The following is a 14,158-nucleotide window of genomic DNA, read 5'->3' on the forward strand; positions in this document are numbered from 1 at the left end:
CATTTGGCCTTTTAGGACTGAGGTATCGCACTGATAATCTGGGTGTTTTATTTAATTATATCACTTACGTCCCAGCCCTTATTTTCCTTGGCTTAGTTTACATAGGCAAGAACCCTGCCACTACGATTGGAGCTGCCGCTCTAACCCTTTTAGTAATGCTTGCCTGCATCGCACCTTTCCTGGGTGCAGCGGTTTTACGCAGTGAACGATTTCGCTGATCGAAAGATAGCGATAGTCTGGTGAGTGCTCTGGGACGGGAGCCAACCGACCGATCGCTTGACACCGCTGCGCTGATGCACTTTTTGATTTTTGGATAATGGTTGTCTAAACGCTACCAAATATAAATTTGTAAGCTAACAATAAAAATTGTTTTTTTATTTAAGCATTAAATAGTTTTAAATATTTTTTGAATTATTCGTATTTAATCGTGTCGCAGTATAGAAATCACTTTGGACAATATTACTGCAGAAAGAGCTGTGCTTATTAATAATATTTGAATATACATAAATTTTTCTAAATCATTAGATTTATTAATACTGCTGATAAGGCCTCCGCTATTATCAGGGAGAAAGATCAATCCGAAAAGCGGAGTAAGCAAGGCAAGTAAAAAAGAAACATATATTTGCCATGAAGGTGTTTTAAAAATCGTCAGATTAACGATATTGCTTCGCTCAGAATCAGAAACAATTGGACAATTTTTTCTTATTAGTAAAAATTGCACAAGTTCTGCTATCGCTACGATAGCAGCCATTGCATTAAATATAAGAATATATTTTGTCGTTTCGTCTTGCGAAAGTCGATTTTCAAAAAATATACCGACTATAATTGTGCCGAAAAGCCCAATGATACTTGTCAGTGTAACGTACGGAAGCAATCCCATGATTATTCTAAAACGGCTTTTCTCAAGCCTGTAGACGTACGCTTTTTTTGTACCGGCGGGATCAAGGCTGAGCGAGAAAAATATCTCGTTCTTGTTAGTAAAAAAAGACATCGATCCCGCCAGTTACTATTTTCAGCCAGTCAGCCCGATGGCCACTGCGCTAGCGCCTTCTGCAGCCAGAGCGACACCGCCGATTGAGATTGGCGTGCCCAAACCGGCAACTGCTAGGCCTGCCCCTGCGATGCCTGCCAGAGTTCCCCAGAGTACCATGCGGGCCGAATAGATACCGCCATTGACGCCTTCGATTTCATCGATGGAAAGATCTTGAACGGACATTTTCATCTTCCTTCCCTGCGACACCTCACTGTGTCGGAGAGAGCCTACAAGCCGATTTATCAAGAGCAAGTCGAAACCATCGAATCCATACGGCCACCATCCAATATGAACGAAATTTCAGAATTAGCGATCGTTTCTGAACGGTGGGCAATAATTATGCGCGTGATGCCCAGATTGTTAACTGCTTGATTAACGGCTTTTTCTGTTTGATAATCAAGGTGAGCGGTACCTTCATCCAGAAGCAGCAGTTTAGGTTCGCGATAGAGCGCCCGCGCCAGTAGTACGCGCGCCTTCTGGCCGCCCGACAGCGCTGACCCCATGTCCCCTACTAGGGTTTCGTACTTCATGGGCATCGCCATGATTTCCTGATGGATCGCTGCCATAACCGCTGATCGCATTACCTTCTCCGGGTCAGCCTGCTCATCGAACAACGCGATGTTGTCTGCAATTGAACCCGCAAACAGGCTGTCTTCCTGAAGCACCGCAGCAACTTGTGACTGGTAGCTTCGAAAGCCGAAGCGGCGCAGAGGCACTCCATCAATTAGTACTTCACCGCCGTCCGGGTTGACCAACCCCAAGATGATTTTTGCCAAGGTAGACTTCCCCCCACCGGATGGTCCTGTGATCGCGATATGCGAACCGGCTGGAACGTCGAGGTCGATGCCATTGAGGATCAAGGGATCGGTCGGCGAATAGCGGTAAAATATTCCTTTGAGTTGAATATGTCCCGAAAATGGCGAGTCGTGACCGCCGCTCGCACCGAACCCCCGATCCTCTTCCTCAAGGGCGATATCACCCAGCCGCTCCAAGTGCAGCCCTAACATCCGAAACGCGATTCCCTGATCGATCAGCGACGCGACACGGGTCAGGAACTGCTGTTTATAGGCGAGGTATGCCACCACCATGCCAACCGAGAAGCCCCCGGACAGAACCAGCCTGATCGCCAGCCAGATGGTGACGACGTTCTCGAGACCGAAGATCAGGGTATTGGCGGCCTGCTGCCAGATTCCGATCCGCGCCACACCGATCTGTGCGTTGGTCGCGTCGGCCAATCGGTTCTGCCATAATACGTGCCGCTCGGCCTCACGGCCGAACAGCCGCAACGTTACGATCCCGCGCACCGTCTCGATGAGCGTGGACTGCTCCTTGGCGATTGTGACGATCCCCGCCTCGCGGGCATCCCGTTCGAACCCGAACGAAATCAATCGAACCAGCGCATAGAGCAGGAATGCTCCCAGCGCGATCAACGCCAAGGTGGCGCTATACCAAAGCATCAGCGCGAACGTTAGCACGGCGAGAACACCGTCTACCAGTGAGCCGACCAGTCCTTGCGTCAGCGCGTCTTGGATCGGCTGCACCGATTGAAAGCGGGACAGCACGTCACCGACATGGCGGCGCTCGAACCACTCGACCGGCAACCGGAACAACCGTCTTGCGAGGTTCGTCGCCAAGGCATAACCCATGGTGGTGCCGACCGAGAGCAGCACAAACCCGCGCAGCAGCGATGCGCCCACATTGAACAGCGTGAACAACCCAAAACCGAGAGCGAGAACAGCCAACAGATTGCTGTCAAGCGCCGGCACCACGCTGTCGAGTGCGAGTTGCATGTAATAGGGCGATGCCAGCGTGAACGCCTGAAGCACAATCGTCAGCGCCAGCGTCTGTGCAGCTGCCCGCTTCCAACCGCGCATCCGTCCCCAGAGTTGACGCAAGTGCAAACGTTGCCGCTGATTGACCGGCTCAAAGCCCGCTGCAGGGCGCAGTTCGAGCGCTACACCGGTGAAGTGATGCGATACCTCTGCTAACGGCACGCGCCGCGCCGCGCCCGCTGCCGGATCCAAGATCAGCGCCCGGCCGCGCTCGATCCGTTCCAACACGACATAGTGGTTCATATCCCAGTGCAGAATCGCCGGCAGATGAAGATCGCCCAAGGCGTCGAGCGGCAACTTAACCGGCCGTGATGCGAAACCAAGCTGATCGGCCACTGCAATTAGGCTCTTGAGCGACGCCCCGCGGAGCGACGGTGCATGCCGTCGACGCAACGTATTGAGGTCTATATCGAGCCCATGAAAGCTGGCGACCATCGCAAGACAGGCTAAACCACATTCGGCAACCTCGGTCTGGCGCACATGGCGGACAGAATGTTGGCCGAACAGGCCCAAGTCAAGCTTAGCCATATCAGCGACGCCGGACCGCGAGGATCGGTTCGAATAGCCATTCCGCCAGCGTGCGTTTCTCGGTGACGATGCGCGCTGCCAATGTCATGTCCGGTTGGAGACGGTGAAAGCGTCCGAATGCATATATCCTCGGATCTGTGATTGCGGCGATGACCAGATAGACTGGTTCTGGTTGCCCGTTAGCTGTGCCTCGGTTGATGGTAGCTGAGCTAATCCGGCTGATGACGGCAGGCACCGAACCGAATTGAGCGTAAGGAAAAGCATCGACCTGTACATGCACCTCCTGCCCGACCGACAGAAACCCGGCCGCCCGGGTCGGTACATAAAGTTGCGCTTCGAGCTTGGCGTTCGCCGGTACTATCGTCATCAGTGGTGCATTCACCTGAGCAGGTTGGCCGATGCGCGCCGTCACAGCCGTGACGACACCAGCGATCGGCGCGGTCAGCGTATAGCCGCGCGACGCTTCAACATCATACCGCCGCTGCGCGACCGATGCCCGGTCGCCCGCGATCCCGGCCGCCGCTGCCTGTGCGGTACGCCCCGCTTCATCGATAGCGCGAGCCGCTTCCATCAGGCTTGCTTGTTTGTCGGCGCGCGCCTGGGTGAGGCTGGCCAACTGCTGCTGGCGGCCGAGCAACGTTTCTTCTCGGGTTTGAAGGTCACGTTTGCTGAGAAAACCTTTGGTGGCGATAGTCTGCGATCGATCGTAATCACCCTGTGCCACTTCGACCAATTTGCGCTGGGTCGCGATCTGCTGATCCAGCGCCGCAAGCTCTGCACGAATACCGGTGATCTGGGCGTCCAACCGCTGGCGCGTTGCTCGCGCACCGGCCAACGTAGAACTCTGTTGGGCGGCAAGCTGGGTGTCCTGCTCGCTTAGCGCAGTCAAAACCTGTGTTGGTCCGGTGCCGCCAGTGCGGCCCATCTCTTCGACCCGGATCGACACCAAGGCCGATGACGCCGACACTTGCTCACCTTCCTTGGCCAAGATGCCGGTGACAATGCCTGCGCGGGAAGGGACGATTTGGGCTGCGCCAAGATCGGGCTCAATCTGACCTACGACCGTTTCCACCCGTGCATAGGAGCCCAAAAACAGAAAAGCCGTAGCCGCGACCAGCAGCGCCAACAGGCCATAACCGATCAACTGCCAAGATATCGGCATCGCGAGTGAGACATCGCCATGCAGTCGGTTTTGCTGCGCGATCTGGGCTTCTTGGCGAAACATGAGGCCAGACATGACCGGCCCGGGGGGGAACGACAAGGCTTGGGCGAAGACTTTTGATCTGCGCGCTTGCATCTGCTGGTCGCCGCGGTGGTCGTGGTAATCTTCAACCTGGTGAGCGGCCGCCAAGCGGTATCGGCGTTCGCTGACCTTACGTGTTTAGCAGCGCGGCACGGAGGGACGACCGACCCCCTTTCGCCGTGCCGCTATCGCCTGTCCGCAAATGAGCGTCAGCCGACCGGCCGCTTTGCGCCGCTGCGGTGATGCAAAACTTTTGAGTTTTGCATCAAACCCATCGCCCGGAAGTGCCATCTGCCGCTGACAGCATGGTGCCAATTAGCTGTGATATCTACAGTTTCTAGCCGCTGCCGGCGGTGTGCATCGAACGGTCGTTTTCTGAACATCGCTAAATCGATCGCGTTAGACATCGAGCACCGTAGGCGACGGACGTTAGTCGAGGCAGAGGTGGGGCTCGCAGATAATCAACTCTACAATGAGTTTCGGTGCGATTGTGTCAAAATCATATCGCGCTGGATGATTGGCCGATACCGTGGCAGACGCTAAAGAGCCTTTTGGAATAGCGCCCACGGTTTCTGCGATGCGGAACTCGACAATCGATCCAGCTGGTGGAGCAGCATCCGCTTCTCCTTCAAAAACCAAAATATCATCGAGGCGCAGCCAAATAATCATTGTCGTCCTCATGCCAGCCATTGTGCGCTGACACCCTAGAGGGCGTTTCTAATTACCGTCTAGTCCCAGCGCGGACCGCCATGCGCTCCCAGGAGGGGACGACGCCTATCTACACGCCGACTAATCGGATGATCCAAAAGCCTGCTTCAGCCACGATTGCGAAAAGGCGGAAAAGCAAAACGGGCGGCGGCAGCGCAGAGCCGGGAAAAACCTGTCCTTGCTGTGGTGGCCCGATGGTCAAGCGATGGGGCGGTGCCAACGGCGGAAAAGCATTCCATTATGGATGCAAGGCCTATCCCCGCTGCAACGGCGTGCGAGCGGCGCCGGGCAGGGGTGGGTCGACCATAGTCGCATCATCTCTGTCGATCGCCGCCGCGGCAGGCGAAGTTGACGCAGTCCATGGCGGGTCGCTAACCGAGAGGCTGCTAGTTCCGCAGCGCCATGCCTCTAGATCTCGATGACTGCGGAAGTGGCACACCGTTCAGTGCAGGTCCCCGCAACCAAACTCACACATACCAAACCGTCTCAGGTCCGCCCGAGGCGGTTTTTTCGCCTTTTTTCTGTGGCTTACGCCCGATTCGCGAGGTAAGCGCGGTCTGGAGGACGCCCTGGCAGGTTGATTTTCGTTCGGCGAAGGTGGCTTCGTCGGCGGCGCGACGTTTGGCGATGTCGCTTCTGCGGAGCTTTGCTGCTAGCTCATCGAAGCAGGAGCGGGCGAAGGCGTTGCCATAGCAGCCGAAGTGCCATTCCGTAGCTTCGGCATGCTCGGGATGTTTGGGGTCGGCAATGGTGTTGAGGAAATTCTCGAACCGCGGCGTCCTGCGGGCGTCCTCGCGCGGTGCGCGGCGTCCGCCGTTGCGGCTGAGCGCCCGCTTCGTGCCGATGACGCGGCCTTCGTTCCGGGGGCGAAATTCGTGAGCGTAAAGCATGGGTTCAAATGTTTTTTGGTGACGGTCACGGCCTTGTCGGCGGCGCCTGCCCGAGCACCTTACGCCGTTCCGACGCGGGTGTGTGCACGACCAATTTCAGCTCAACCCGCCGTTCGACTTCTTAGGGTTCAGTAAGTCTTGTCGACACAGGTATGCAGCCAGCTGATTATGCAATCTAACGTTCCAATTGGGTCCCCAACGTCTACCGAAGGCCGGGATAACCCATGGCCGTTCGCGGCCACCTGAGATACCGTCACGTAAAGAACGCCGTGCGCAGCGGCAGCATGGCGGCACCGATCGCCGCAGCATCGGGGCCGATCGCCGACGGGGCGATGCTGGGTGTCGGGCGATAATGACCGCGCCGCTCGGGGTTGGTGAACCGGATGCGCGCGATGATCCGCTCGGCCAGCACGGGCGGCAAGCGGCCGCCGAGCACGATCAGGTCGGGGTCGAGCGCGGCCGAGATGACCGAGGCGACAAGGTTGAACGACGGCGTGCAGAGATCCAGCCAGCCGTCGATCAGCGGATCGGCGGGATCGAACGCGGCAAGCATCGTGTGCAGATCGTCGTAAGGCTGCCCGTGGTTCGCAAGATACAGGCGCAAATTCTCGAGATTGGGCTGCGGCCAGCCCTCGGGCAAGATCGAGGCGAACTCGCCGGCATTGCCGTGGCTGCCGCGCAACTGCGCGCCGCCCGCGATCACCCCGCCGCCGAACCCGGCCGCGAAATACAGATAGGCAAAGTCGCCTGTTGTGCGCCCCGCACCCAGCATCGCCTCACCGAGTGCGGCGACGTTGCCATCATTGTCGACCCAGACCGGGCCGCCGAGCCGCTCGGCCAGCATCGTGTCGATCGGGATAAGCGCCCATGGTTCGAGCTGGGCGGGCGGGTTCAGCCGCGCGCCGTCACCGATGAAATAGCCGGTCACGCCGACACCGATGCCGATCCGTCGCGCTGGATCGAGCGCCGCTTTGGTCACCGTGGCATCGATCAGCGATGCAATTTGTGCGGCCGCTCGCGCGAAGTCGACGCTGAGCAGCGGTGCATCGGCGCGCGCGCGGATCGCGCCGGTCAAGTCCATCAACACCAGCGACACCGCGTCGGTCATCACCGACACACCGACCGCGAAGGCCGCATCGGCGACGAGGCGGAGCTTCGCGCTCGGTTTGCCGCGCCCGGCGATTTGGGGTGTGCCCTCGACGAGCAGGCCGCGCTCGATCAGCGGATCGACAAGGCGGGTGATCGATTGCGCCGTCAGGCCAGTCGCGCGGGCGAGGTCGGCGCGCGAGGCCGTGCCTGTGCGGTGGAGCAGCGCCATCACCACACGTTCGTTGTCGGTTGCGGTGCGGCGCCCGTCTTCGCGTAGAAATGCGGGCGCGAACTGGCCGGCGAAGCCATGATTCATGCGTGGAAGCCCCTCGAATTGGTCGGTGCGATACGACGCCGTGGCCAAACACACCAGGCAGCGACCGCACAAGCGCCCAGCAGCGCGGCAACGAATGTCGTAAAGGCATCGGGCGCGAAAGTGGTGTGATCGCCAAGCGCGGCGGTCATTGTCAGCCCGGCCCCGCCGAGCGCCAGCTTGGCCGCCATGGTGTAGAAGCCATAGCTGCGCGCGCCGCGCGCAAGCAGTGGCAGCAGCGTCCAGTCCAGCAGATTGGTGCAGCCGAGCAGCAGGCCGAGGATCAGGATCATGGGCCATCCCTCCAGCCGGAGCAGTACGGCCATGACGGGGATAGCGATCAGGTACAGCGACGCCAGCAGGATCAGGCCGCGACGCGCATCGTAGACGGCGAACGGGACCAACGCAGCCAGTACCCGCCCAGCCGTCAGCAGCAGGACGGTCGTCCCGGCGTCGGGATGGGCGATCGTGGTCGGCAATTGCAGCATCGCCTTGGTCAGCGCACCGAGCGCGACGATCCCGATCAGGCTGCCGGCCAGGAACCCCCAGGGCAGCCCCGGACCGGTGGGTACCGCCGCGCCCACCCGCAATGGCATGGCGCGCGGCAGGAGCGGCAGCAGCGCGGACCCGAGAATCAACGCTGTACCCGCAATCAGCCAGAGCATCACAGGCAGAGTAGCCGCGTCTCGCCACCGCGACAATGCGAGCCCGACCGCGCCCGCCGCGATGCCGGTGCCAATCGTGCGCCCGCGCGACAGGCGTGTTGCCGTGCCAGCCGCTGTTGCCGCCAGCCGGGTCAGCATTGCGTTGTGCGGCACGTCATAGGCGGCATAGCAAAGGCGGAAGGCAAGCGTCGCCGCGATCAGCACGGCGTTGCCAGATGTCGCGGCGAGAATCGTCATCGGGAATATCAGCGCGGCCCCGGTGAGGCCTACGCCGGCGACCCGTCGCCTATGCTGCGGATGACGGTCCAGCCACGCACCGACGCACAGGTCCGCGAGCGCGTTCGCCGCAAGCCCGCCCAGGAACAGCCAGCCCGCCAGCGCCGGATCGACCCCGAACAGGCTGACCAGCGCGTAGATCGTGACGAGGTCGCTCGCCGTCCATAACAGGCTCTTGCCGATGTGGGCGGCGTAATAGGCGCTATGCGCGACGCGCGGAGACAGCGTCATCGGATCCATCGGACCTTGTAGAGATGAAGGTTGTCGACCGGGATGCGGCGCGGCTCGGCACCTTGCGCTGTCATAACGGTGAAGCCGTGGGCCCACCAGCTCTCCTCGGCCTGCACCCAGGCGATGCGGTCGCCCATTGCGCTCACGGCCTTGACGCGCAGCTTGGGGTTGAGCGGCGCGATGGCCTGGAAGCTGCCGTCATCGGGGTTGAAGGACCAGGCACCATCATCGGTGGTGACGGTATAGCTGCCATTTGGCGTCAGCGACAGGTCATGCCCGTCGCGCCGACCCGGTAGCGGCCAGCGTGCGGTCTCCACTAGACGGGGGCCCTGCACGGCGTTGTCGAGCCGGAACGCCTGAATCAGATCGTGCGAGAGCGAAAACAGTCGCGTGCGCTTTCCATCCCAGACCGCGCCATGCCCGGACGGCAGCGCCAGGCTCTGCAACGGCATCTCGCTGCGGTGGATGTCGTAGAGTTCGAGCCGGTCGCCCGCCAGATGGATCGACAGCGCGACCGCAACCAGCCCACCCGGCAGCAGCGCCGCTGAATGTGCCATCGGCGTCCTCGCGCGGAACAGCACCTTGCCGGTCGTGCGGTCGATCAACACCGTTCCGCCGGTCGAGGCGGTGACGAGCAGGTTGCGTCCATCGTCCACCGGCTTGCAGTCATCAATATGCGCCAGCAGCTCCGCCCGGTAGTCTGCGGGCAGATCGGTCGCCTCGCTTGCCGTCCAGCGCCACGACTCGGTCGCTCGATCGCCGATGATTTGCAGTTCGCGGACCTGATTGTCTCCGCAGGCATAAAGGCGATCCGGTGTGGTCGTCGCAGCGGCCATAGCCGTCAACCCAAGCAAAAACATAGATTTATCCTTTCCATCGAGACGTCGCCACATCACCGCGATGCACCGTCACTTTTATGTCACCTATAGTGATTAAATGACGCGATCATGTCATCCAGAGGGGGATTCGCCATGTCGTTCCGATCACATTTCCGTTTGCTGTTGCTTTTGTCCGCGTCGGTGCCGTGCGATGCCTTGGCGCAGAGCATCGCCACGCCTGCCCAAACGGCTAACCCCGATGCAGCCGGTTCCGAAAAGGAAGGCGATATCGTCGTGACCGGCGCGCGGCTTCAGGCGAAAAAGGACATTGCGGCCAAGCGCGAGATCTCCGTTATCTCCGACAGTATCAGCTCTGACGAGGTCGGCACGCTGCCGGACTTCGGTCTGGGCGAGGCTTTGACCCGCGTTCCGGGCATATCCACCATCCAGAATAACGGTCGCGGCGAGGCGCAATTCCTTTCTATCCGCGGCCTCAATGCCGACTATAACCTCGTTGAGATTGACGGCGTGCCCCTGCCAGCCAACGAAATCTCGCGCCGCAACGTGTCGCTCGACGTCATCCCGTCGTCGCTGGCGGCACGCGTCGATGTCTATAAGTCGATGGATGCGGCGATGAACGCCAACGCGATCGGCGGTATCGCCAACCTCCGCACGCGCAGCGCGTTCGACAATGGCGGCAAGCCCTTTCTGGGTGGTCGTGCAGACATTGGCCGCTGGGATTTCCAGCACGTGCGCGGTGGCAATACACCGTCAGGACAAGCCGAGCTGGTCGGCGCGACCACCTTCGGTCCGGACCACAAATTCGGCGTGGTTGTCGCGGGCAGCTATTTCCGGCGCGTCAGCGCCTCACTCGATTCCGCGAGCACGACGCCGCTCTACGCCGATCCGACCACCGGCCAGAAACTGAGCTCGGCGACGACCGATGTCAGCAATGCCGCTGTCGTGCCTTCGGTCCGTCGCTGGCTGCACTATGACAATCTCCGTCAGCGCTACGGCGGCCTCGCCAAGTTCGAGTTTGACGACCACGCCCTGTTCAAAGGCGCGCTGACCTTTGCCGATTTCTACCACACCAATGACGAGGATCGGCAGGCCAACAGTGTGACCCCGAACACCGCGGTAACCGCCGCGACCAACAAATACACCTACATCACGGGCGTTACCCCAGCCGGGGGCACGGTCACCAGCGGCACTTACGCGCAGGACGACGATTCCCATTACTTCCAGAAGCGGGGCATCAAATATGCCGATTTTCACGGCGAGCTGAGCCCCGGCAATCATATCCGCGCCGATCTGGGCGTGAACTATGCGATCGCCACCTATCATCAGGATGCAACGACCTCGGTATTCCGCATTCCGGCCGGTACCAACCTCGCTTATGCCTATACGATTACGCCGGGGCAGTTTCCCCAGTTCACCTTCGCCAACCCAAGCTACGTGTTTAATCCCGCAAACTACAATTTCTATGACTATCAGATCGCCCCCGATGATCAGAAGGAAAAGGCGCTGACCGCACGGGCGAACCTGCGGATCAACATGGCGAGCGAAGATCGCGGGTTCGGACTTGCAACGGGACTTTACGCGCGCTTCGTCGATCGCCGATACGATCGTACCGTAAGCGACTATGCTCCGATCGCCGGGGCTGCGCCGCTGTCCACCTTTGCCGCGCCCCAGACCTATACGCCCTATAACAGCGGCGGCCAGACCGTGATGTTCTTCGATCCTGCCGCGGTCACGGCGTTCTTCAACACCAACCCCGCCAAGTTCGTTGCGAATGCCACGAACGCACAAACCAGCCTGCAATCCGATTACACGCTGACCGAGGACATCAAGGCGGCCTATGTCCTGGGACGCTATGCGCTGGACGATCTGCGGCTCACCGCCGGTGTCCGGTACGAAGGCACCGATCTAACGACCGGATCAAACGCCTTCACTACGGTCGGCAAAACGACGACGCTGGCTTATGGGCAGCAGGGGCAGCACTATCACGACTGGCTGCCGTCGGCGGAACTCGACTGGAACCTGACGAGCAAGTTTCGCGCCCGCGCGGCGTTCAGCCGGACACTTGCGCGACCGAATTACAGCGATCTGGCGGGACGGCAGACCATCGTCATCAATTCCGGGACCAATTTCGTCACGATCACGACCGGCAATGCGCAGTTGCAGCCACGGCGGAGCGACAATTACGACATAAGCCTTGAATATTATGCCAACCGGGACGTGCTGTTCTCGGTAGCAGGCTTCATCAAGAACGTTCGAAACGAAATCCTGACGGTCAGCAACACCGCCCTCCAGCCTTATAACGGTGTCACCACCCAGGTCACCACCACCCAGCCGATCAACGCCAGCGGCACGGTGATCCGGGGCGTCGAATTGAACGCGGTCGTCACCCGCTTCTCGTTCCTGCCGCGGCCGTTGGCCGGGCTGGGCATTGCCGCCAACGTCACCCTGCTGAACCCGACGCCACCGTCGGTGATGATGACGAATGGCACGCGTCGTCCCTTGTCGAGCCTGATCGAAAGCGCGAACGTCGTCGGTAACGTTCGCGCCTTTTACACCTTTGGGCCGGTCACGGTGCAAGGCGCGTGGAACCACCTGTCGCCCCTCCTGTTGACCGTGTCGACAACCGACCCCACCCAGGACGTTCGGTACAAGGCCAGCGATGTCTTCGATGCGCAGGTTCGCGTCCGGCTGTCGCGGGCCATCACCCTGGTGGCGCAGGGCAAGAACCTGTCCGACAATCGCCCGACGCGCGTGACGGGCCCCGGCTTCGGCTTGCTGAGCGAGGAACTGGAAAACGGCCGCGCTTATTACGTCGGATCGGTGTTTCGCTTCTAAGACATGGTACGATATCGATACCGGCATGGCCGGGTGCTCAAGCCAGTCCTGCTTTCGCGTCGATGTCGCACTGTTGTAAGAAAGCACACCTACGCGCGCTCCGAGCAGTTTGGAGTGTGCGTTGGGTTGGCTGCGTGACATCGACCGCTGGTTTATGGCCGAGGTGCTGCCGCACGCCGCCGCTTACCGGGCTAAGGCGGTGCATTTTTGCGGTCGTGATGAGGCCGATGATCTGGTGCAGGAAGCCTATGCGCGCGTCCTGAAAACGCCGGACTTTCGTGCGATCGTCAGTGCGCGCGGTTTCGTCCTGACGATTGTGCATAATCTTGCGCTGGAGCGCCTGCGGCGCGCGAATGTGGTTCGGATCGAACTGTTGGCATCTCTGGATATGCTCGACGTGGCAGATCCCGCGCCCGATGCCTTCGCGGTCGCGGCTGGGCGGTCCGACCTGCAACGCCTGCTCCAGCTAATCGATAGCCTGCCGCCGCAATGCGCGCGCGTCCTGCACATGCGCAAAATTCAGGGTATGCCCCCAATTGCAATCGCCGAGGCCCTTTCAATATCTGTCTCGACCGTCGAAAAGCATATCGCTAAAGGCCTTGCCCTCGTAACGAAGGCCCGTCGCGACAGCGAAGCGCAGGTGGAGGAAGTTTGTCCGGCCTTTCCGAAAGCCCGCAGCAGCACGCTGACCTGACCGACGAGGCCGCCGCTTGGTTGGCTGCGCTCGACGCGGGATCGGCGGACGTTGCAGCGTTCGAGGCTTGGCGCGAAGCGGATATTCGCCATGCAGTTGCGTTCGTCGAAGTGGCCAGCACCTGGCGCGATCTGGATGCTTTACGCCTTGCGAACGGGGAACTGGCGCGCGAAGGCCGCGCCGAGCCGATCGTCCCTGAGCGGCCAGGGCGACGCCACATCCTGCGCGCTGCGGCCTCGGTCGCTGTGGCGGTGGTCGTAGGCGGGGGCTTCGCATACCGCGCCGCTGCCCGCGCTTCGGCAACGACTGCCGTCGGCCAGCGCAAGACCGTCGCCGCTGCACCCGGTTTGTCGCTCGACCTTAACACCGACACCCGCGTCTCCTGGAAAGCCGGGATGCCCGCGCGGGTCTGGCTGGAGCAGGGCGAGATCGCCGTTCGCCTTGCGGCGTTGCACCGGCTGGAGTTGCTGACGCCCGGCGGCAAATTTCTACTCGAACCAGGCGCGTACAATGCGCGGCTGCGCGGTGCCGGCTGCGAACTGGCGATTCTTTCCGGGGGCGGCACGTTCGAGGGCACCACGCGGCGTATCGGCGCGGGCGACGTTGCGCTGGCCAATGCCGGACAGATGGCGCTGCGCGACGCGCCCGATCTCGGTTCGATCGGTGCCTGGCAGCACGACACGCTCGTGCTGAACGGCCAAAGCCTCGATTACGCGCTGGCGGAGATGAACCGCTATCTGCCCGATAAGATCGTGATCGGTGATCCCGATCTGTCGCGCCTGCGCCTCGGCGGCACATTTTCGACCACCAACCCGGCAGAGTTTCTGCAAGCGTTGCGCACGTCGTTCGGCGTGCGGGCGACGACCGGGGCAAACGGCGGCATCGTTCTCACCCGGATCTGAACTTTTTTTACACGGCGAATGGCGGTTCGTCCGCGCTGATCCATCCTTGCCCCGACAATCGCATAGAGAGTGGGGACTTC

Annotated in this window: 13 protein-coding genes; 4 read left to right on the forward strand and 9 right to left on the reverse strand. The window is 60.4% G+C overall.

What is annotated here, in order from left to right:
* Positions 1-218: hypothetical protein (locus ON00_RS21005; protein WP_211207085.1), on the forward strand; the 218-nt coding region annotated here is incomplete at its 5' end.
* Between the two features lie 203 nt (positions 219-421).
* Here ON00_RS21005 and ON00_RS20420 read toward each other — a convergent pair.
* From ON00_RS20420 to ON00_RS00030, 9 genes are all read right to left on the reverse strand, one after another.
* Complete coding sequence (locus ON00_RS20420) at positions 422-991, reverse strand: hypothetical protein (protein WP_211207086.1); 570 nt, start codon at positions 989-991, stop codon at positions 422-424.
* 21 nt (positions 992-1,012) lie between these two features.
* Positions 1,013-1,222: a hypothetical protein gene (locus tag ON00_RS20425; RefSeq protein WP_154651234.1), complete on the reverse strand. Its 210-nt coding sequence runs from the start codon at positions 1,220-1,222 to the stop codon at positions 1,013-1,015.
* A gap of 53 nt (positions 1,223-1,275) precedes the next feature.
* On the reverse strand, positions 1,276-3,393 hold the full coding sequence (locus ON00_RS00005) for a peptidase domain-containing ABC transporter (RefSeq protein ID WP_083834036.1): 2,118 nt from the start codon (positions 3,391-3,393) through the stop codon (positions 1,276-1,278).
* Position 3,394: 1 nt separating this feature from the next.
* Positions 3,395-4,744, reverse strand: a complete 1,350-nt coding sequence (locus tag ON00_RS00010) for an HlyD family secretion protein (protein ID WP_010402220.1) — start codon at positions 4,742-4,744, stop codon at positions 3,395-3,397.
* Between the two features lie 321 nt (positions 4,745-5,065).
* On the reverse strand, positions 5,066-5,305 hold the full coding sequence (locus ON00_RS20430) for a hypothetical protein (RefSeq protein ID WP_154651235.1): 240 nt from the start codon (positions 5,303-5,305) through the stop codon (positions 5,066-5,068).
* 506 nt (positions 5,306-5,811) lie between these two features.
* Complete coding sequence (locus ON00_RS19730) at positions 5,812-6,234, reverse strand: IS1096 element passenger TnpR family protein (protein WP_010402221.1); 423 nt, start codon at positions 6,232-6,234, stop codon at positions 5,812-5,814.
* A 253-nt stretch (positions 6,235-6,487) separates the two neighbouring features.
* The gene (locus ON00_RS00020; protein WP_010402224.1) at positions 6,488-7,639 is read right to left on the reverse strand and encodes an ROK family transcriptional regulator; all 1,152 of its coding nucleotides are present in this window, start codon (positions 7,637-7,639) and stop codon (positions 6,488-6,490) included.
* Positions 7,636-8,808: an MFS transporter gene (locus ON00_RS00025; RefSeq protein ID WP_029622291.1), complete on the reverse strand. Its 1,173-nt coding sequence runs from the start codon at positions 8,806-8,808 to the stop codon at positions 7,636-7,638. The genes ON00_RS00020 and ON00_RS00025 overlap by 4 nt, the downstream gene beginning before the upstream one ends.
* Positions 8,805-9,668, reverse strand: coding sequence for a DUF6528 family protein (locus tag ON00_RS00030; protein WP_010402227.1), 864 nt, complete (start codon positions 9,666-9,668; stop codon positions 8,805-8,807). Before ON00_RS00030 ends, ON00_RS00025 begins: the two co-directional genes overlap by 4 nt.
* Before the next feature lie 111 nt (positions 9,669-9,779).
* Between ON00_RS00030 and ON00_RS00035 the strand changes: the two genes are divergently transcribed.
* The 3 genes from ON00_RS00035 to ON00_RS00045 all read left to right on the forward strand — a co-directional run bounded on the left by ON00_RS00035 (position 9,780) and on the right by ON00_RS00045 (position 14,078).
* Positions 9,780-12,482, forward strand: coding sequence for a TonB-dependent receptor (locus tag ON00_RS00035; RefSeq protein WP_010402229.1), 2,703 nt, complete (start codon positions 9,780-9,782; stop codon positions 12,480-12,482).
* Positions 12,483-12,603: 121 nt separating this feature from the next.
* Positions 12,604-13,176, forward strand: coding sequence for an RNA polymerase sigma factor (locus ON00_RS00040; protein ID WP_010402230.1), 573 nt, complete (start codon positions 12,604-12,606; stop codon positions 13,174-13,176).
* Complete coding sequence (locus tag ON00_RS00045; protein WP_010402231.1) at positions 13,134-14,078, forward strand: FecR family protein; 945 nt, start codon at positions 13,134-13,136, stop codon at positions 14,076-14,078. Before ON00_RS00040 ends, ON00_RS00045 begins: the two co-directional genes overlap by 43 nt.
* The last annotated feature ends 80 nt before the right edge of the window (positions 14,079-14,158 follow it).

The sequence above is a fragment of the Sphingomonas echinoides ATCC 14820 genome, from assembly GCF_000241465.1.
Taxonomy (GTDB): Bacteria; Pseudomonadota; Alphaproteobacteria; order Sphingomonadales; family Sphingomonadaceae; genus Sphingomonas; species Sphingomonas echinoides.